13 protein-coding genes are annotated in these 18587 nt (G+C 72.9%); 7 read left to right on the forward strand and 6 right to left on the reverse strand.

Annotation, left to right across the window (positions count from 1 at the left end; translation table 11 throughout):
* Positions 1-139: 139 nt before the first annotated feature.
* From IXW69_RS08015 to IXW69_RS08030, 4 genes are all read left to right on the forward strand, one after another.
* Positions 140-1171: a DnaJ C-terminal domain-containing protein gene (locus tag IXW69_RS08015; protein WP_194785824.1), complete on the forward strand. Its 1032-nt coding sequence runs from the start codon at positions 140-142 to the stop codon at positions 1169-1171.
* Positions 1168-1695: a heat shock protein transcriptional repressor HspR gene (locus IXW69_RS08020; protein ID WP_194785825.1), complete on the forward strand. Its 528-nt coding sequence runs from the start codon at positions 1168-1170 to the stop codon at positions 1693-1695. Before IXW69_RS08015 ends, IXW69_RS08020 begins: the two co-directional genes overlap by 4 nt.
* A gap of 208 nt (positions 1696-1903) precedes the next feature.
* Positions 1904-2620, forward strand: coding sequence for a DUF4282 domain-containing protein (locus IXW69_RS08025; protein WP_194785826.1), 717 nt, complete (start codon positions 1904-1906; stop codon positions 2618-2620).
* Between the two features lie 128 nt (positions 2621-2748).
* Positions 2749-3588 (forward strand): hypothetical protein, encoded by an 840-nt coding sequence (locus tag IXW69_RS08030; protein WP_194785827.1) that lies wholly within the window; start codon positions 2749-2751, stop codon positions 3586-3588.
* A 75-nt stretch (positions 3589-3663) separates the two neighbouring features.
* Here IXW69_RS08030 and IXW69_RS08035 read toward each other — a convergent pair whose 3' ends face one another.
* Complete coding sequence (locus tag IXW69_RS08035) at positions 3664-6063, reverse strand: prolyl oligopeptidase family serine peptidase (protein ID WP_228525106.1); 2400 nt, start codon at positions 6061-6063, stop codon at positions 3664-3666.
* A 199-nt stretch (positions 6064-6262) separates the two neighbouring features.
* Between IXW69_RS08035 and IXW69_RS08040 the strand changes: the two genes are divergently transcribed.
* On the forward strand, positions 6263-6790 hold the full coding sequence (locus IXW69_RS08040) for a YceI family protein (protein WP_194785828.1): 528 nt from the start codon (positions 6263-6265) through the stop codon (positions 6788-6790).
* Positions 6791-6955: 165 nt separating this feature from the next.
* Here IXW69_RS08040 and IXW69_RS11925 read toward each other — a convergent pair whose 3' ends face one another.
* Entirely contained in the window at positions 6956-10633 is a 3678-nt protein-coding gene (locus IXW69_RS11925) for a hypothetical protein (protein WP_194785829.1), read from the reverse strand.
* A gap of 247 nt (positions 10634-10880) precedes the next feature.
* Complete coding sequence (locus IXW69_RS08050) at positions 10881-11063, reverse strand: antitoxin (protein ID WP_194785830.1); 183 nt, start codon at positions 11061-11063, stop codon at positions 10881-10883.
* Positions 11064-11409: 346 nt separating this feature from the next.
* Here IXW69_RS08050 and clpB point away from each other — a divergent pair, with 346 nt between their 5' ends.
* On the forward strand, positions 11410-14130 hold the full coding sequence (clpB, locus tag IXW69_RS08055) for an ATP-dependent chaperone ClpB (protein ID WP_194785831.1): 2721 nt from the start codon (positions 11410-11412) through the stop codon (positions 14128-14130).
* Between the two features lie 147 nt (positions 14131-14277).
* Here the strand turns inward: clpB and IXW69_RS08060 are convergent, their stop codons facing one another.
* Positions 14278-14967 carry a hypothetical protein gene (locus tag IXW69_RS08060; RefSeq protein WP_194785832.1) on the reverse strand — a complete coding sequence of 230 codons (690 nt, stop codon included), beginning with the start codon at positions 14965-14967 and terminating at the stop codon, positions 14278-14280.
* Positions 14968-15073: 106 nt separating this feature from the next.
* Positions 15074-16771 (reverse strand): carboxylesterase/lipase family protein, encoded by a 1698-nt coding sequence (locus tag IXW69_RS08065; protein WP_194785833.1) that lies wholly within the window; start codon positions 16769-16771, stop codon positions 15074-15076.
* A 171-nt stretch (positions 16772-16942) separates the two neighbouring features.
* On the opposite strand from IXW69_RS08065, the gene IXW69_RS08070 reads away from it, so the two are divergent.
* Positions 16943-17629, forward strand: a complete 687-nt coding sequence (locus IXW69_RS08070; protein ID WP_194785834.1) for a TetR/AcrR family transcriptional regulator — start codon at positions 16943-16945, stop codon at positions 17627-17629.
* A 421-nt stretch (positions 17630-18050) separates the two neighbouring features.
* Here IXW69_RS08070 and IXW69_RS08075 read toward each other — a convergent pair whose 3' ends face one another.
* Entirely contained in the window at positions 18051-18485 is a 435-nt protein-coding gene (locus tag IXW69_RS08075) for a PI-PLC domain-containing protein (RefSeq protein WP_194785835.1), read from the reverse strand.
* Positions 18486-18587: the final 102 nt, after the last annotated feature.

Here is an 18587-nt window from a genome sequence, read left to right on the forward strand (position 1 = left end):
GGCCCCCGCCCCCCCCCCCCCCCCCCCCCCACCCCCCGGCCGCGGGGCCCCGCCCCCCCCGGGGCCCCGCCCCCGACGACGCACCCACCCACCACGAATCGACACCACCACGACAACCAGAAGCAGGAGGCGGTGACCCATGGCCAGTCAGGACTGGATGACCAAGGACTTCTACGCGGTCCTCGGCGTCGCCAAGGACGCCGACTCCGCCACCATCAAGAAGGCCTACCGCAAGCTCGCCAGGCAGTACCACCCGGACCGCAACCCCGACGACGCCGCAGCGGCGGAGAAGTTCAAGGACGTCGGTGAGGCCTACGCGGTGCTCTCCGACGAGTCCGAGCGCAAGCAGTACGACGCCATCCGCTCCATGGCGGGCGGCGGCGCCCGCTTCACCTCCGGCGCCAACGGCGCGGGAGGCGCCGGCTTCGAGGACATCCTCTCCTCGATGTTCGGGGGCGGCGGCAACGTCCGCTTCTCCACGAACGGCGGGGCGGGCGGCACCTCCGCGGCCGACTACGAGGACATCCTGCGGATGTTCGGCGGAGCGTCCGGTGGTGCGAGCCCCTTCGGCGGCGGGCGCTCCCGCAACCCCTTCGGCTTCGGCGGCTCCGCCCCCGAGCCGGTGCGCGGCCCGGACGTGCTCACCAACGCCACCATCGACCTGCGCGACGCCGTCGCCGGCACGACCGTCGAGCTCACCGCCGACGGCCGAACGATGAAGGTCCGCATCCCCGCCGGGGTGCAGAACCACCAGAAGATCCGCCTGCGCGGCAAGGGCCGTCCCGGCTCCAACGGCGGCGAGAGCGGCGACATGGTCGTGACGATCACCGTCGCCAAGCACCCCGTCTACTCCATCGATGGCGCCAACCTCCGCATGGACCTGCCGGTCAGCCTCAAGGAGGCCGCCCTCGGCGCGACTGTCGAGGTCCCGCTCCTCGACGGTGGCTCCACCAGGGTGAAGATCAAGGCGGGCACGCAGTCCGGCACCACCATGCGCGTCAAGGGAAAGGGCGTCGCCACCGCCAAGCGGACCGGCGACCTCCTCGTCACCGTGCAGGTGGCCGTCCCGCGCAAGCTCTCCAAGGACGCAAGAGCCGCGCTCGAGGCCTTCGACGAGGCCCTCGGCGACACCGACCCGCGCGCCTCGCTCACGGAGGGGGCCTCACAGTGAGCCCCCGACGACGCACCGGCCAGGGCGTCGACTTCCCCGCCGAGGACGCCGACGAGCGGGCCGTCTACGTCATCTCCGTGGCCGCGGACCTGGCCGGCATGCACCCCCAGACCCTGAGGCAGTACGACCGCCTCGGCCTGGTGAGCCCCGCCCGGACCCGCGGTCGCGGGAGGCGCTACTCCCACCGCCACGTCCAGCGCCTGCGCCGCGTCCAGGCCCTCAGCCAGGAGGGCGTCAACCTCGAGGGCATCGCCCGGATCCTCGAGCTCGAGAACCGTCTCGAGCACCTCGAGGCGGAGAACCGCCGACTGCGAGCCCGCCGGGCCACCGTCGAGCGCGTCTTCGCGGCAGCCGCCGACGGCGAGGTCCAGGTGGTCCCGGCGCGCGTCGCCCGGGCCGCCGCCCGCGGCGTCGAGCGGGTGGAGAGGGCTGACCGGGTCGCGGACCGGGCTGAGAGCTCGGATCGCGTCGCGGAGCAGGGGCGTCACCACTCGACGGCCCTCACCCTCCGCGCCCGCTTCTGACCGCCCCCACGCCCTGCCGAGGGTCGGCAACGCGCCACGAGGCCGTCCGACGGCCAGGAACCAGAGGGCCGCTCGGTGCACAGAGGGGCGACCAGTGTCAGGCCGCGTGGGTGCGCCGTCCGTCTGGCGAGCGGGGACGCGCCGGTCCCTGGTACGCGAGCGTGGCGTCTGTAGGGTTCGGATGACCGCCGTCTCCCCAGGAGGATCGATGTCCCAGCAGTCGCAGAATCCCGAGCAGCCCTACGTCCCGCCGTCGGCGCCCTCCGCACCTGGCTCCTACCCGCCGCCTCCGGCTCCGGCCCCGGACTACCAGAGCCAGTACACCGCGGGCGCCGCCCCGACGCAGAGCTACCGGCAGGACGACGGGACCGCCGCCTACGCGCAGCCCGCGCAGTACCAGCCCAGCGCCCCCAGCGCTCCGGCCTACGACGGCGTCGGCCAGTACCATCAGACCAGCGCCCCCGCCTACGACCCCAACGGCTCCTACGACCCGAACGCCGCCTACGCGCAGACCGTCCAGCACCAGCAGGGGCGGTACCAGCAGCCCGGCTACCCGGCCGCCACTGCCGCCACGAAGAGCGAGGGCAACTTCTTCTCGGCCCTCTTCGACCTCAGCTTCTCGAGGTATATCACCGTCACGTGGGCGAAGGTCATCTACATCCTGTCCATGATCGGCGTCGGCCTCACCTGGTTCGGGCTCGCCATCGTCGTCGGCATCGCCACCGGCAGCGACGGCTGGGGCCTCGGCTTCAGCGCCGCCGGATTCCTCCTCACCGCGATCATCGGCATCATCCCGGCGATCCTCGACCTCGTCGCCGTCCGCCTCGGGCTCGAGCTCGTCGTCGCGGTCGTCCGCACCGAGCGCAACACGCGCAAGAGCGCCGAGGCCGTCGAGGGCACCACCACCGGCGCCTCGGCGGTCTGAGACCCACCGACCCCGCACCGGCACGGTCGGCGGACGCTCCAGCGTCCGCCGGCCGTGCCGTCCCCGGGGCCTGTACGCTTCGGTCGACGTCCACACCGCGTGGTTGACCGAGAGGACGAGGCGACCGAGTGCCCACCTACGAGACCGAGGACGGCGAGCCGCGCTACGGCAAGCGGCTGAGCCCCGAGGAGCTGGCCGAGTACCTGCGTGAGCAAGGGATCGAGCCGCCCGGGTCCCGGGCCGGCACCGGGACCTCACGAGGCTCCGACGGCGCGGGTGTCGGAACGGCCTCGCGCACCACCAGAGCCGTCGGTCCCGGGGCAGTCGGCCCCGGTCGCCGCTCCAGCCGCGACAACGTCCGCGCCGCCCGAGGCGCCGGCCCCGACACCGCCCCGAAGGCGACGGACCCGTACCGCAACCCCGGTTGGGGCGGACGGCCGTGGGAGACGGTGACCACTGCTCCACGCGAGGCCGTCGCTGCGCCGGAGCGACGACGCTCGTGGGGCTCGCGCTGGGGCCTCCTGACGGTCGGCCTCGTCCTCCTCATCGCGGTGCCGCTCGCCCTGACCGCCCTGGCCGTCAGCCTCGTCGTCGAGGGGCCGCTGTCCTCCGGCACGGTCCTCGGCTCCTCCGGCGTCGTCTACCTGGACGCCGGCGGCCAGCAGGCCGTCTACACCTCGTCGATCGGTGCCTCGACGACGAGCTGCACGGTCGCGGACCCCGCCGGCAAGGCCGTGAGCCTCGACGACCCCGACGACACGGGCCTGCCCTACGCCTCCTTCACGACCAGCACCTCGGGCCGCTACACGGTGACGTGCCCCGGCGGCACCGACGGGATGGTCGTCGGCCCGATGATGGACTCGAGCCGCGTCACCGAGGCGAGCGTCCTCATGGTCTCCGCCCTCGGCGCCGGACTCGTCGGCCTGGGCACGACGGTCGCCGGCGGAGTCCGCGCGTCCCGGCGCTGAGGCGGTCCGAGCAGCCCAGCGCTGAACCGGCCGGGGCAGCCCGCCGCTGAGCGCCGGCGGTGAGCCCGCCCGCGCTCAGCGTTCGAGGTGACGCCGCAGGAACTCGTGCTCGAGAGCCACCATGAAGGCGCGCTGGGCGTTCGTTGAGGCTCGGCCGTGGCCGCCCTCCGAGTTCTCGAAGTACGTGACGTCCTGCCCGAGGGACAGCATTCGGTGCGCCATCGTGCGCGCGTGCGCGGGGTGGACGCGGTCGTCGCGTGTCGAGGTGATGAGGAGGACCGGCGGGTAGGTCGTGCCCTCGCGCAGCAGGTGGAAGGGGGAGAAGCCCTTGATGAACTCCCACTGCTCCGGGTCGTCCGGGTCCCCGTACTCCGCCGCCCAGGAGGCCCCGGCCAGCAGGTGCGTGTAGCGGCTCATGTCGAGCAGCGGCACCTCGCACACGACGGCGCCGAAGAGCTCGGGGTACTGCGTGAGCATGTTGCCGACGAGCAGGCCGCCGTTGGAGCCGCCCCGGACGCCGAGGCGCTCCGGCGTCGTCACACCGCGCTCGATGAGGGCGCGCGCCACGGCCGCCAGGTCCTCGTAGACGCGGTGGCGGTTCTCCTTGAGGCCCGCGCGGTGCCACGCGGGGCCGTACTCGCCGCCGCCGCGGATGTTCGCCAGGACGTAGGTGCCGCCCTCCTCGACCCACGCGCGGCCCGTCGCACCGAGGTAGGTGACGGTCTCGGGAACCTCGAAGCCGCCGTAGGCGTTGAGGAGCACCTGGACGGGCTCGTGACCGCCGTCGGCGCGCTCGGTGCCCGGGCGTCCCACCTGGAAGTAGGGCACGCGGGTGCCGTCCTCGGAGACGGCGACGTGCTGCGTGGTGACGACGCCGGAGGAGTCGAAGCGGGCCGGTGCCTGGCGCAGCACCTCGGCGTCCGACCCGGTGCCGTCCTCGCCGAGGTCGAGCACGGCGAGCGTGGTCGGCTCGGTGAAGGTCGACGCCGTGAACCAGATCCGGTCGTCCACCTCGGGGGCGACGGCGCCGACGTGCGCGGCGAGGATCGCGCGGCCGGGCCGCAGGAGCGTCGGGTCCTCGTCGGCCGCGGCGGCGTCGTCGACAGGGGCGTCGGCGGTGGCCCGCGCTGCGGCGTGCGCCTTGACGCCGGTGCCGCCGAGCTCGGTCTTGGCGGTGACGGCACCGAGGTCGAGCTCGCGCCGTTCCCAACCGCCGTCGTCGGTGGGGGTGAGGACCTCGAAGCGGTCGAGGACGTCGTCGAGCAGGGCCAGGAGGAGGTGGTGGCGCGTGCCCGTCACGCCCTGGACGAAGGCCGTGCGGGTCGGCGTGAAGAGGGCGGTGAGCGCGGCCTCGCCGGCCAGGAAGGCGTCAAGCGGCGCGGCCAGGACCGCCCCCGCCGGGTGGACCGTCCCGCCAATCTCCCACTCATCGCGCAGCTGCACGATGAGGTGGTCGCGGAAGCCGAAGCACTGGGCCGAGCCCGGGACGTCGACGTGGATCGCACCGGGGGCGACGAGCGCCGTGGCGGGGTCCGCGGTGGCGGCGTCGGCGGGAGCGAGCGTTGCCGCGCCGTCGGGCACGAGCCACTGCTCCTCGGTGTAGAAGTCGGGGGAGTACCCGACCCAGGTGCGGCCCTCCTCGTCGCGCCACGAGTAGGCGGCGACGGCGCTGGTGGGGGCGACGATGAGGAGCTCCGCGTCCTCGACTCTCTCGCCGCGACGACGACGCAGGACCTCGCGCGGGTACCCGGAGGTGGTGGTGAGCCCCTCGCCGAGGTCGCCGGTGACGAGGACGGTGTCGCCCTCGTCGTCGGCCCAGCTCATGCGGCCCTTGGACGGCGCTCGGTAGAAGCCCGAGTCGGTGGGGCTGAGAAAGGTGTGGGTCTCGAAGTCGAGCTCCCGCGTCACGTCGGTGTCGGAGCCGCCCTCGGAGAGGTTGACGAGGGCCCGACGCCCGGCGAGGGGGCCGTCGCGCAGGACCTCGGCGCCGTGCCACACCCAGGTGGTGTCCTCGGCCCCGCCCAGGGCGTCGAGGTCGAGCAGGAGGTCCCACTGGGTGCCGGTCGCGGTGTCGGTGTTGCCGCCGGCGTCGTTCGTGCTGGTGCCGACGGAGGAGCTGGCGTCGGCGCCGGCCGGGCCGGCCGCCGCGGGTGCGCCGGCGCGGTAGGACTCCCAGGTGGTACGGCGCCACAGACCGCGCGGGTGCTCGCCGTCGGTCCACAGGTTGTAGAGCATCCCGGCGGCCTCGGAGACGGCGGGGATCTTGTCGGGGGAGTCGAGGATGGCCTCGACGTCGTCGCGCAGGCCGATGAAGGCCGAGTCGTCCTCGTACTCGGCTCGGGTCTCGGCATCGCGCTCCTCGACCCAGGCGAGGGCCTCGTCGCCCTCGACGTCGTCCAGCCAGACGGGGACGTCGGGGAGCTCAGGGGAGGCGTGCATGGCGGTGCGGTCGGCGGGGGAGAGCGGCTCGGTCATGCGGCCATTGCACCACGGCCGGGAGGGCGGACGCTGTGCCCCGCGCGGGGACGGAGGCAGTGCTGGATCCAGCAGCGATGTGTGACCGAGAACACTTATTAAAGGTGGACAGAGTATCGGATTCGGCATATGGTTGAGCAGTCAACAAACCGGTGAGGCGCTGCTGAGCCGGACAGGACCACCTCCCAAGGAGAACCTCATGACCACCTACGTCATCGACGCCGCCCACTCCACCCTCGGCTTCACCGTCCGCCACGCCGGCATCGGCAAGACCCGCGGCCAGTTCGACGAGTTCGAGGGCACCATCGAGGTCGCCGACGAGTCCACCCCGGTCGGCTCCACCGCCACCGCGACCATCAAGGCCGCCAGCGTCAACACCCGCAATGAGGACCGCGACAACCACCTGCGCTCCGCCGACTTCTTCGACGTCGAGCAGTTCCCGGAGTGGACCTTCGTCACCACGAACGTCGCGGGCTCCAAGGAGTCCTTCACCCTGACCGGTGACCTCACCATCCACGGCGTCACCAAGAGCGTCGACATCGACACCGAGTTCCTCGGCACCGCGACCGACCCCTTCGGTGCCGAGCGCGCCGCCTTCGAGGGCACCACGACCATCTCCCGCAAGGACTTCGGCCTCACCTGGAACGCCGCCCTCGAGGCCGGCGGCGTCCTCGTCGGCGACAAGATCGCCATCACCCTTGAGATCGAGGCCACCAAGCAGGCCTGATTCCGGTGGGGCCGCGCGCAGCGGCCCGCTGAGAACGACGACGTCGCCCGTCGCGCTCGTGAGAGTGCGGCGGGCGACGTCGTCACGGTCGGGGCGGGGGCCAGGATGCCCCTCCCGAGAGGTCCTGGGTCGGCCGGTCGCCCGGCCGGCCCAGGGGCTGGGCGATCAGGCGCGGTAGAGCGTGAAGGACGCGGCGGCGTCCGCCTGCGTCACCGTGGTGGTCGCGGCGTGGCGGCCGTGGGCCTTGGCCGCCTTCTGCTTCGCCTTCGCCTCCTTGGTGCTCCGCTTGGCCGCCTGCTTCGCGGCCTTCCGCTCGGCCTTCGTGCTCGACGTTGTGGGCATCGCAGTGCCGGTGCCAGTGCTGGCGGTGGTGTCAGCGCCGGTGCTCGGCTGGACCGGGGTGACCGGCGTCGACCCGGCCTCGCCCGGCTGCGCCAGGTTGGTGGACGGGTCGTCCGGGGCCTGGCTGCCGTTGCCAGGCTCGATGATCGACGTCGAGCCGTTGGCGGCTGCCCTGGCGGCGTCGAGAGCCTTCTGGGCGGCGTCGAGCGCGGCGTCGGCCTTGTCGGCCCGGTCCGCTGCTGCCTGGAAGGTGGCGAGGGCGGTGTCGTGGGCGGCGGTGGCTTCGTCGAGGGCCGCGTGGGCCGCGGTCTGCTCGGCCTTGGCCGCCTCGAGGGCCGCCTGCGCCTGGGCGTCTGCCTGGGAGGCGGCGTCGTAGGCGGCCTGAGCGGCCGTCACCTTCGCCGTGGCGTCCGCGTTCGCGGTGTCGGCGGCGGCGAGGGCGGCGTTGGCCTGGTCCAGGGCCGCGTGGGCCGCGGCCTGCTCGGCCTTGGCCTGGTCGAGGGCGGCGTGGGCGTCAGCGGCGGCGGCCACGAGCGCGGTCAGATCGGTCGACGGAGCCGGAGAGGACGCGGTGAGTGACACGGCGGTGCGCGCCCACACGAGGTTCACGTTGGCCCGGTCGAGCGTGAGCTGGGCCAGGGCGCGGACCTCCGCGGACGCCCCGGTCGCCTCGGCGGCGTCCCGCTTGCTCTGGGCGGTGGCCTGTGCGGCGAGCGCCTGGGAGTACTGCGCCGCGGCCTCGGGCGCGGTGAGTCCGGACGGGGCCTGCCCACCGGCAGCGCGGAGCGCCGTCACGGACTGGGCGAGAGCGGTGTCCGCCGCGACCCAGGCCGCGCTCTGCGAGGTGGCGTTCGAGGCCGTTCCTGCGTCGCTGAGGAAGTCGGCGAAGGCCTCGATGTCCTTGAGGAGGTCGGCGTTCTTCGCGATGAGGTCGGCCCTGGCGGCCGAGATCGCCGCGGCGTCGCCTGACGCCTCGGCCGTCGCGAGTGCCTCCGCGGCCGCGGCGGCGGCGGGCCGGGAGTCCATCTCGATGGCGTTGTGGAAGTCGGCCCAGTCGACGTCCCAGTTCGGGTTGTCCGGCCACTGCGCCGGCGAGGACGCGGTGACGAGGGCGTCCGCGGCCGCGATCGCCTTGGTCTGGTCGGCGATGACGGTGCGCTGGGACGCGGCGAGGTCGGCCGCGGTCGGTGCGGGGCTCACCGGGCTCGGAGTGGCGTTCGCGGCGGCGAGGGCGTCCTGAGCGATGGAAAGGGCCGCGGAGGCGGTGCCGAGGGCCCGGGTGGCGTTGTCCAGGGCGAGGCTCGTGGTCTCGCGCCCGTTGAGTGCCAGGTAGTAGTCAGCGTCGGCCCAGGTGACGCGCACCTGGGCGCCGTCCACGTCGAGCTGGGCCCGTGCGACGGCGTCAGCTGCCGCAGCCGGGTCGTCCAGGCTCACCGCCGGGATCTCCTCCCCGTCTGCTGCGGTGAGCAGGAGCGTGAAGGTGTTGAGCGCCCGCACGTACTCCTGGGCGGCGGCGTCTGCGGCCGCCTGCGGCTGCGTCGCGTCGCTCCCGGAACCGAGCGCGTCGATGAGCGCCTTCTGCGCGGCCTCGTTCGCCGTGGCCGCCTGGCGCAGCGCCTGGCGGGCCGCCGTCATCGCGGCCGGTTCGGTGTACCCGGTGGCGTTCGCGAGGGCGGAGTCCACGGCGCTGATCGCGCCGTCGCGGTCCTGCGACTGCTCGTAGGTGCTGTCGTCGCCGTCCTGGTAGGCCCAGTAGTACTGGCGGGCGTTGAGGAAGTCGTTCTCGGCGGTGTCGTAGGCGGCCTGCGCGTCGGCCACGGCCTGCTTGGCTGCGGCGTCGTCGGGGCTCGCCTCGAGCGTCTTCTGGGCGGCGTCGAGCGCGGCGGAGGCGGTGCTCATCGCCGCCTGGGCGGACGCGGCGTCGTGGAGGTGGCCGATGAGGGCGGAGTAGCTGGCGTCGAGAGCCTTCTGCGCCGCGAGGGCGTCGTGGTCGGCGTCCTCGACTCCGGCCGGAGCAGCGGCTGCGCCGGTCCATGCGGCGACGGCGGCCTCATGCTCCTTGGTGGTTGTCGCGGCGGCGACGGTGAGGAGGTTGAGAACGTCCTGGAGGTGGAGGAGGTTGCTCCGCGCGGTGTTGAGCGTCTCGATCGCGGTGTCGAGGCGAAGCGCGGCGGCGACGTCGGCCTCATGGGCGGTGCCGACGGCGGTCTGGGCGGTGGCGACCTGCTGCTCGGCGGCCGCGATCGCGTCCTGCGCCGCCTTGACGGCCTCGTCGCGCGTGGGGCCTGCGGGCGCCTTGCCGGACTCGAGCGCCGCGTCCGCGAGCGCGGACGCGGCCCTGGCGTCATCCAGGGCCTTCTGGGCCGTGGTCAGGTCGGCTGCCGCGCCGTCGGCCTTGAGGGCGTCACGGTCGGCGACCGCCTTGTTGATGCCGTTGCCCTCCGTCGTGCCGGAGGCCGTGCGGTTGGCCTCCACCCAGGTGCTCGACGCCGGGAGCGTCTGGGCGGCGCCGGTCGTGAGGTGGTCGCGCCAGAAGGCGATGAGAGCGGTCTGGTCATCGAGGAGGGTGCGGTACTGGGAGGCGAGCTGGACCTCCAGGGCTGCGACCCGGGCGTCGTCGCCGGCGGTGCGGGCGTCGGCGAGCGCGGCCGCGGTCGCGTCGACGGCGCTCTGCGCTGCCGTCACCGGGGCCTGGGCCGTTGCGAGGTCGGTGTCGAAGCTGCCAGCTCGCTGCTCTGCGGGATAGGCGGAGACGATGGAGGAGAGCTGCTCGATGAGGGCGGTACCGCTCGTCGCGGCACGCTCGTCGGCTGCGAGCTCGGCGTCTCGCGTGACGGGGGAGGCCTGATCGCGCGCCACCTGGTCGTTCGCCTCGTCCGAGCGCTGCTTCGCGGTGTCGTAGGCGCTCTGGGCGTCGGCGAGGCGGCTCTTGGCGTCGTCCGCGGCCTTCTGGAGCTGGGCCGGGTCCGCGGTGGCCTTGGCGTCGGCGACGGCCTTGTCCGCGGCGTCGGCGGTCGCCTGGGCGGCGGCCTCCTTGTCGTCGGCGGCGGCTGCGGAGCTCTCGGCCGTGGCCTGGGTGGCCGACGCGTCGCTGTCCGCGGAGGCGGCGGCGGTCGCGGTGGCCTTCGCGGAGGCGAGGTCGTCGGCGGCGTCCTGCTTGGCGGTGTCCGCGGCGGTCGCGGTGGCCTGCGCGTCCGCGACCTTCTGGTCCGCGGCGTCGGCGCTCGCCTGGGCGGTGGCCTGGGCGGAGGCGGTGTCCGCCTCGGCCTGCTCGGCGTCGGCGGCGGCGGAGTAGGCGGCGTCGTGCTCCGCCTGGGCGGCGTCGAGGTCGGCCTGCGCCTGCTCGACGGGCGGGGTGCTGGCGGTCGCGGCGGGGTCCTGGGAGGTCGTGGGCGGCTGGGCGGAGGAGGCGTCGTCGGCGAAGGCACCGGAGGCGGGGATGAGGGAGAGACCGATGGCGGCCCCTCCGGTGATGAGGAGCTGGGACTTGCGACTGATCACAGGAGTTCCTTGTGTTCTAGGGATGAACTTCAGGGGTGCGGAGCCTGGCACGACACCGTGTCCTAGCAACCAGGTTTATAACGATTCGATAACGAGACGCATGCGTGGCCACTGAGACGGTGCTCAGATTAGGAGTCTCCGGTGCCTCCGACCAGGTCGGAGGGTCCCGCAAGAGCGCAAGAGCCCCCGCACCATTCGGTGCGGGGGTTCCCCTGCGATCTCAAGACCGCGGTGATAGCTCTATGGCTCAGGCGTTGCCGATCTTGCCGTCGGCGGCGTCGCGAGCGGAGTCGACCTTGTCGTCGAACTTGCCGCCGGACTTGCCCTTGGCGGCGTCCGCGGCCTTGTCCAGACCCTTGTCGGACGCCTGCTCGCCCTTGTCGGAGCTGAGAGCGTCGCCGGCCTTGTTCTTCAGGTCGTCAATACCCATGGTTGTTCTCCTTCCGTCGGGGTCCCGGATCGCCAGCTGGCGTCGGCCTGGGGTCATGGAAGCACGAGAGTGTGCCGTGCGCCACCGCACGAGCGCATCCTTCGCTGTCGGTGAGAGAGGCTGGGCGGGACGGAGTTCCTATGTCTCGCCGTCCGTGAGGCGGCTTGGCGCCCGCAGGGCCGCGCCGCGACCGGGTTCGACCGTCGAGCGTCGCGTCACAGTGCTGTTCGCCAAGTTGAGTGGAATAGACTCAACCTCGCGGAAGTTGGACTGACCGGATCGACGGACCCGAGCGATCCCGCCACCGGGTACCCGCCGTCGCAACGTCATCAAGGAGGTCCTCTCAATGGACACGAACTACACCACCCGTTCCCAGGAGGCCATCAGCGGCGCCATGCAGGCCGCCGCGGCCGCCGGGAACCCCCAGGTCGAGACTGCTCACCTTCTCTCCGAGCTCCTCGGCCAGGAGGACGGAGTCGCCCTCGGCCTGCTCGCGGCGGTCGACCCCGAGCCCTCCGCCCGCACCGCCGTCGGCGCCGCGACCCGCCGCGTGCTCACCCAGCTCCCCGCCTCGTCGGGCAGCTCCGTGGGGCAGCCGCAGGTCTCGCGCGCCCTCCTCGCCGCCCTCGACGCCGCCTCCAAGGAGGCCAAGAACCTCGGGGACGACTACATCTCCACCGAGCACCTGCTCATCGGGCTCGCCTCCGGCAACCCGTCGACCGACCCCGTCGCCCGCCTTCTCGCGGACGCCGGCGCCACTGCCACCGCCCTGCGCGACGCCCTCCCGCAGGTCCGCGGCAACGCCCACGTCACCTCGCCCAACCCCGAGGGGACCTACAAGTCGCTCGAGAAGTACGGCACCGACCTCACCGAGGCCGCCCGCGCCGGCAAGCTCGACCCCGTCATCGGACGCGACTCCGAGATCCGCCGCGTCGTCCAGGTCCTGTCCCGCCGCACCAAGAACAACCCCGTCCTCATCGGCGAGCCCGGCGTCGGCAAGACCGCCGTCGTCGAGGGCCTCGCCCAGCGCATCGTCGCGGGCGACGTCCCCGAGTCCCTGCGCGGCAAGCGCCTCATCGCGCTCGACCTCGCGGGCATGGTCGCGGGCGCCAAGTACCGCGGCGAGTTCGAGGAGCGCCTCAAGGCCGTCCTGGAGGAGATCAAGTCCTCCGACGGCGAGGTCATCACGTTTATCGACGAGCTCCACACCGTCGTCGGCGCGGGCGGCGGCTCCGAGGGCGCCATGGACGCCGGCAACATGCTCAAGCCCATGCTCGCCCGCGGGGAGCTCCGCCTCGTCGGCGCCACCACGCTCGACGAGTACCGCGAGAACATCGAGAAGGACCCCGCGCTCGAGCGCCGCTTCCAGCAGGTCCTCGTCGGTGAGCCCTCCGTGGCCGACACCGTCGCCATCCTGCGCGGCATCGCGCCCAAGTACGAGGCCCACCACCAGGTGACCATCTCCGACGGCGCCCTCGTCGCCGCCGCCCAGCTCTCCGACCGCTACATCACGGCCCGTCAGCTGCCCGACAAGGCCATCGACCTCATCGACGAGGCGGCGTCCCGGCTCCGCATGGAGCTGGACTCCTCGCCGGTCGAGATCGACGAGCTGCGCCGCCGCGTGGACCGCATGACGATGGAGGAGTCCTACCTCTCCGAGTCGCTGTCCGCGGACGGTGACGACGCCGACCCGGCGTCGCGCGACCGCCTCGAGCGGCTGCGCGCCGAGCTGGCGGACGCCAACGAGGAACTCACCGCCCTCAACGCCCGCTGGGAGGCGGAGAAGGCCGGCCACAACAAGGTCGGCGAGCTCCGCGCCGCCCTCGACGAGCTGCGCACCAAGGCCGACCTCGCCGAGCGCGAGGGCCGCTTCGAGGAGGCGGGCCGCATCCGCTACGGCGAGATGCCCGCCCTCGAGAATCAGATCCGCGACGCCGAGACCTCCGAGCAGGCCGCAGGCGCCGTCGTCGGCCCGGACGGTCAGCAGCGTGACGGTGCCTCCGTGCCGGAGCCCATGATCGCCGAGAAGGTCGGCCCCGCCGAGGTCGCTGAGGTCGTCGCCTCCTGGACCGGCATCCCCGTCGGGAAGCTGATGCAGGGCGAGCAGCAGAAGCTCCTTCAGATGGAGGAGGTCATCGGCTCCCGCCTCATCGGGCAGAAGGCCGCCGTCGCGGCCGTCGCTGACGCCGTGCGCCGCTCGCGCGCCGGGGTCTCCGACCCCGACCGCCCCACCGGCTCCTTCCTCTTCCTTGGCCCCACCGGTGTCGGGAAGACCGAGCTCGCCAAGTCCCTCGCGGACTTCCTCTTCGACGACGAGCGCGCCATGGTGCGCATCGACATGTCGGAGTACTCGGAGAAGCACTCCGTCTCCCGCCTCGTCGGCGCCCCTCCGGGGTACGTCGGCTACGACGAGGGCGGTCAGCTCACCGAGGCCGTGCGGCGTCGCCCCTACTCGGTGGTGCTGCTCGACGAGGTGGAGAAGGCGCACCCCGAGGTCTTCGACGTCCTCCTGCAGGTGCTCGACGACGGACGCCTCACCGACGGCCAGGGCCGCACGGTCGACTTCCGCAACGTCATCCTCGTGCTCACCTCGAACCTGGGCAGCCAGTTCCTCATCGACCCGCTGCTCTCCGAGGAGGAGAAGCGTGACTCGGTGATGACGGCCGTGCACGCGCACTTCAAGCCGGAGTTCCTCAACCGGCTCGACGACACGCTCATCTTCGACCCGCTCAGCAAGGAGGAGCTCGGCCGGATCGTGGACCTGCAGCTCGAGAAGATGCAGGAGCGCCTGGCGGACCACCGCCTCACGCTCACGGTCACGGACGACGCTCGCAGCTGGCTCGCGGACGAGGGCTACGACCCCGCCTACGGCGCCCGCCCGCTGCGCCGCCTCGTGCAGCGCGAGATCGGGGACAAGCTCGCCCGGATGATCCTGGGCGGCGAGGTCCTCGACGGCCAGGAGGTCGTCGTCGACGTCAGCCCCGACGGCGTGCTCGCCGGGCTGGTGCTCACCGCTCGCGGTGAGGCCTGGGCGCCCAGTGCCGCCAGCGCCGCGACCGCGGTCTGAGGGCCGGCCCGGCGTCGCCCGGCCCGCCCCGCGCACGCCCCTCACGCACCGCTCGACCGTCTGACTCCCAGGATTCAGGCGGTCGAGCGTGCGTCTGCCGGTCTGCGTCCGGGCGAGGTCGGGGCGGGTGACGGGAGCCTCATCGCCTCACTGGTAGTTGCGCTGGTAACCGAGCACCTTGTACGAGCCGTCGGGCTGCTGCCCGAGGAAGAAGTAGCCCATGACCATGGGCTCGCTGCCCGTCGGCACGGCGTCGATCTCGCAGGTGACGCCCGTCCCCTCAGGCGGGTTGACGCCGTTCTCGGTGCCCTCGACGCACGAGCCGACCTCGTGCTTGACGTCCTGCGAGGCGGTCGCGTCGTGACCGCCCATGACGTCCCAGTCCTTCCAGGCGAGTGAGCCGTCCGGGCCGGTCTCGGCCTTCTGCTCCGTGGTGAGCTTGTCGAGGACCGACTGGCTCGACACGGACAGGAAGGCGGACTCGTCGCCGTCGATGATGGCCTGACCAGCCTTCGTCCAGACCGCCTGCGCGGCCTCGAGAGACGGGGTCGACGCCTGGGTGGCCTCTTGCGTCCCCTGCGTGAGAGGGGCGTCCGACTCGGTCGCCGTTGCGCTGGGCGCTTCGGAGGCCGGCGCGCTCGAGGCCTCCACGGCGGGGGCCGTCGTCTCCGCCTCGCTCGGGCTCGCGGTCACGGTGACGGCCGAGGCGGCCGAGGGCGTCGGCGAGGCGCTCGCGGTGCTGTCGGGGGAGTCGTGGCCGCATGCCGACACCGCGCCGACGGAGAGGGCGGCGACGGTGGGCAGCGTGAGCGCGCGGATGAGCTTCTGGGAGGTCATGACGGTCCCTTCCTGGTGGGAGAGTCGAGTCGGGCCGGGTGCCACGAGGGTAGCGCCCGGCCCGATCGCGATACCTCGGCCGTGAGGAGGAGCGGTGCTCCGGGCCTCAGAAGGCGGCACGCTCCTCGCGCAGGCGGAGAAGGTCACGCTCGACCACGAAGGTCGGCACATCCTGCTGGACGACCAGCGTCCCGGTGAGGTTGTCGCCGAAGCGGCGGCCCGTGGACGCCTCGCCCCACCGGGGCCACCCGGGCTCGCCGGTCGTGATGAACCTGACCCAGGCTTCGTGGGCGGCGTCCGCCAGCTCCTGAGGGGCGCCGGGGCCCAGCGTGTGCTCGCAGTAGGGCTCAGCGAGGCAGTCGAAGACGAAGGGCAGCTCGGTGCAGTGGTAGGCCAGGTGCATCGGCCCGCAGGCGTAGGCGAACTCGTAGGCCCACTGCCGGGCCGCGCCGGTGGCGGCCCTCTCGCGCGCCTCGAACCACTCGACGAGCGGCAGGTGGAAGGTCGCGTCGGAGATCAGGTCGCCGATGAGGAGGTGCGGCGCCTGCGCGTGCTCGGGGTGCCGGGCGAGGTAGGCCTCGGCGAGCTCGGCCGGGACGCCGGCGTCGGTGAGGAGCGTCCTGGGCTCGAGGCCGGCCGCCGACTCGGCGTAGGCGAGGCCTGCGAAGGCGAAGTCGTGGGTCGTGGACCCGGCGAGGACGGCGACGTCGGAGCCCTGCCCGGCGGCGAGGGCCTCGGCGAGCGGGGCGGAGACGATCTCCCCGTCCACGGTGGGGATGAACGCGAGGCTCTGGCCCAGGCCGTCCACGGCGGTGCGGACAGCCTCCACCGGGTCGGGGCCCGGCTGCCCGGCGGTGCCGTCGGCGGGACCACCGGGGGCGGAGTCGTCGGAGCCGTCACTCGTGCTCTCGTTCTCGACGGTCTGCCCGCCGAGGCGGTTCGTGCTCTCGAAGACCTCGTCGTAGGAGACGCTGCGGAAGCCCTCGAGGGTCGGCGGGACCCCGAGGGCCTCGGCGAGGGCGACGGACCTCTCGCGCGTGACCCCGGCCGTCTGGTCGGGAACGGCGCCCGACTCGGAGATGACCCTGTGGAAGAGGCCCCGGGCGCGCGGCACGCTCATGAGGACGAGTGAGTTGCCGCCGCCCGCGCTCTGACCGCCGACGGTGACGTCGTCGGGGTTCCCGCCGAAGGCCGCGATGTTGTCCCGCACCCACTCCAGCGCGGTCACCTGGTCGAGGACGGCGCGGTTGTAGGGGGCGTCGGAGCCGTCGACCCACCCGTACCCGTCGAAGCCGAGGCGGTAGGCGACGGAGACGGTGACGACGCCGTCGCGGTTGAAGGCGGCGCCGTCGTACCAGGGTGAGTTGTGCGAGCCGGAGACCCAGCCTCCGCCGTGGATCCAGACGTAGACGGGCAGGTTGGCCGACTCCTCCCCGGGGACAGGGGTGAAGACGTTGAGGTTGAGGACGTCCTCGCCCGGGACGGACGGCTCAGGGATGGCCGGGTCGTCGAAGATGGAGCCGCGCTGGGGCGTGGCGCCGGGCGTGGTGGCGTCGAGCCCCTCGGACCAGCGCCCGCGGGGGACGGGGCCCATGAAGCGCCGCTCCCCGGTGGGCTCCTCGGCGTAGGGGATGGCGTAGAAGGCTGCGGAGCGCTGGTACCGGCTGTGCTCCGTCGCGGTCGTGATGGTGCGCCACTCACCGCGTACGGGGCCGCAGGCGGCGGCGACGAGCGGGCCGGGCTCGCCGGTCGGCCTGGCGACAGGGGTGTCGGTGACGCGTGGGGTGCGGTTGTCGGTGCTCATGCCGGTCTCCTTCGACGCTGTGGCGCGGGCCCGTTCCTGCGCTCGCGGGGAGGTGCTCCTCGCTGTGGGGACGCGATGCGGTCGGTGCACACTCTGCCACGATTCGACCGTGAGGACGGTTGTATGGGCGACGGCGCAACGGAAGCCTGCGCGCAGTGGGATGATGGCCTCATGGCCAGCAGGAACACGTCGTCACGCTCCTCAGCAGCCCCGCCCGCGCGCCGGCGCGGGCCCGGCCGACCGAAGGCCGGGAGCGAGGACAAGCGCGAGCGCGTCCTCAACGAGGCGGTCGCGCTCTTCGGCGCCCACGGCTACGCGGGCACGTCCCTGGCGGACATCGCTGCCGCCGCGGACATCTCCAAGGCCGGGCTGCTGCACCACTTCTCCTCCAAGGACGAGCTCTTCGCGCAGGTGCTCGACCGTCGTGACCGCGAGGACGTCAACGCGATCTCCGAGCTCGCTGGGGACGACCCGTGGGCCATGCTCGATGCCTACCTGCGTCTCGTGGAGCGCAACGCGCAGCGCCGCGAGCTCGTCGCCATCTACACGGCGACCATCGTCTCCGTGCTCGACGCCGACCACCCGGCCCACGAGTGGTTCGTCGAGCACCTTCACGTCTCGGTCCAGGCGCTGATCGACGCCCTCGAGAAGGGCAAGGCCGCCGGCGTCGTGCGTGCGGACGCACCCTCGGAGCTCATCGCCCGATCAGTCACCGCCCTGTCCGACGGCCTGCAGATCCAGTGGCTGGCGTCGACGACGGACGGAACCGCCGCGGACGCCACGCTGGCGACGGACATGGTCGCGGAGATCCGCCTCTACATCGAGGGCCTCAAGGAGCGGTGGGGCATCAGCGCCTGATCTCGTCACGGCGCTTCTAGGACGCCGTACGCACGGCCCGTTCTAACGGTCCTCTAGACGCGAGGAGGCCCCGCACCACAGGTGCGGGGCCTCAGTCGGGCTCGGGGGCGCGGTCCCTGAATCGCGGCATCCCCGAACGCATCGGCATGTCAACGGAGTCCCTGATCTCCTCGTGCCAAGTGCGTTCCGACTGGTGAAGCATAGGGGGCTAGGGCGAGGGTGAACACCGGAACTTGATTGCATTTTCAACGCGGTGCGGGATCTGCTGCGTGGTCTTCATCTCACCCCTTGAGGTGGGCTGGCGCTTGTCGCTCCAGTGTGGCGCCCGCGAGGCCTGAGGCCGTCCGACGACGAGAGGCGGTCATCCGCACGGGCGACGGCCGAGCGCCCGTGGGAGGTCGGGAGCGAGGCGAGGAAGCCGTCAGCCCTGCGCGGCGAGCGACCCCAGCTCGTGGACGCGGTCCGTGAAGATCCCCGTGACGCCCCAGCTGAAGAGCTCCTCCGCGTACTCGTCGAGGAGCACGGCCACGCCGTCGACGAGCCGGCGCGACGCCTCGGCGCCCGCCTCGCAGGACTTGAGCTCGACGTTGACGCCCATCCCCGCCTCGGCGACGACCTCGAGGGCCGCCCGCAGCGTCGGGACCGGTTCCCCGCCGAAGAGGTGCGAGCCGTCCGCGGCCGTGAACCAGGAGCCGGCGTCGACCCCGCCGGCCTGCCGGAACGCGGCCAGCGTGTTCTCCGGCGCGAGCGCCGAGGCGCCGCGGTGCGCGAAGACGGTCCGCGAGCCCTCCGGGACGGGGCAGGGGCACGGGGTGGGCGGGTAGGCGGCGGTGCACGGAGCGGTCATAGCGGCCATGGCGCGATCCTGGCACCGCCGGGTGGCCGGGAGGTGGACGCGCCTCAAGGTGGTCAGCACGGGACGAGGGGCTCCTCCCGCTCGCGCGGAAGGAGCCCCTCG

Source organism: Actinomyces haliotis, assembly GCF_015355765.1.
Taxonomy (GTDB): domain Bacteria; phylum Actinomycetota; class Actinomycetes; order Actinomycetales; family Actinomycetaceae; genus Actinomyces; species Actinomyces haliotis.

Coding starts and splice junctions, on each gene's coding strand:
- IXW69_RS08015 (WP_194785824.1), top strand. CDS start 140: ATGGCCAGTCAGGACTGGATGACCAAGGACTTCTACGCGGTCCTCGGC.
- IXW69_RS08025 (WP_194785826.1), top strand. CDS start 1,904: ATGTCCCAGCAGTCGCAGAATCCCGAGCAGCCCTACGTCCCGCCGTCG.
- IXW69_RS08035 (WP_228525106.1), bottom strand. CDS start 6,063: ATGACCGAGCCGCTCTCCCCCGCCGACCGCACCGCCATGCACGCCTCC.
- IXW69_RS08040 (WP_194785828.1), top strand. CDS start 6,263: ATGACCACCTACGTCATCGACGCCGCCCACTCCACCCTCGGCTTCACC.
- IXW69_RS08050 (WP_194785830.1), bottom strand. CDS start 11,063: ATGGGTATTGACGACCTGAAGAACAAGGCCGGCGACGCTCTCAGCTCC.
- clpB (WP_194785831.1), top strand. CDS start 11,410: ATGGACACGAACTACACCACCCGTTCCCAGGAGGCCATCAGCGGCGCC.
- IXW69_RS08060 (WP_194785832.1), bottom strand. CDS start 14,967: ATGACCTCCCAGAAGCTCATCCGCGCGCTCACGCTGCCCACCGTCGCC.
- IXW69_RS08065 (WP_194785833.1), bottom strand. CDS start 16,771: ATGAGCACCGACAACCGCACCCCACGCGTCACCGACACCCCTGTCGCC.
- IXW69_RS08070 (WP_194785834.1), top strand. CDS start 16,943: ATGGCCAGCAGGAACACGTCGTCACGCTCCTCAGCAGCCCCGCCCGCG.
- IXW69_RS08075 (WP_194785835.1), bottom strand. CDS start 18,485: ATGGCCGCTATGACCGCTCCGTGCACCGCCGCCTACCCGCCCACCCCG.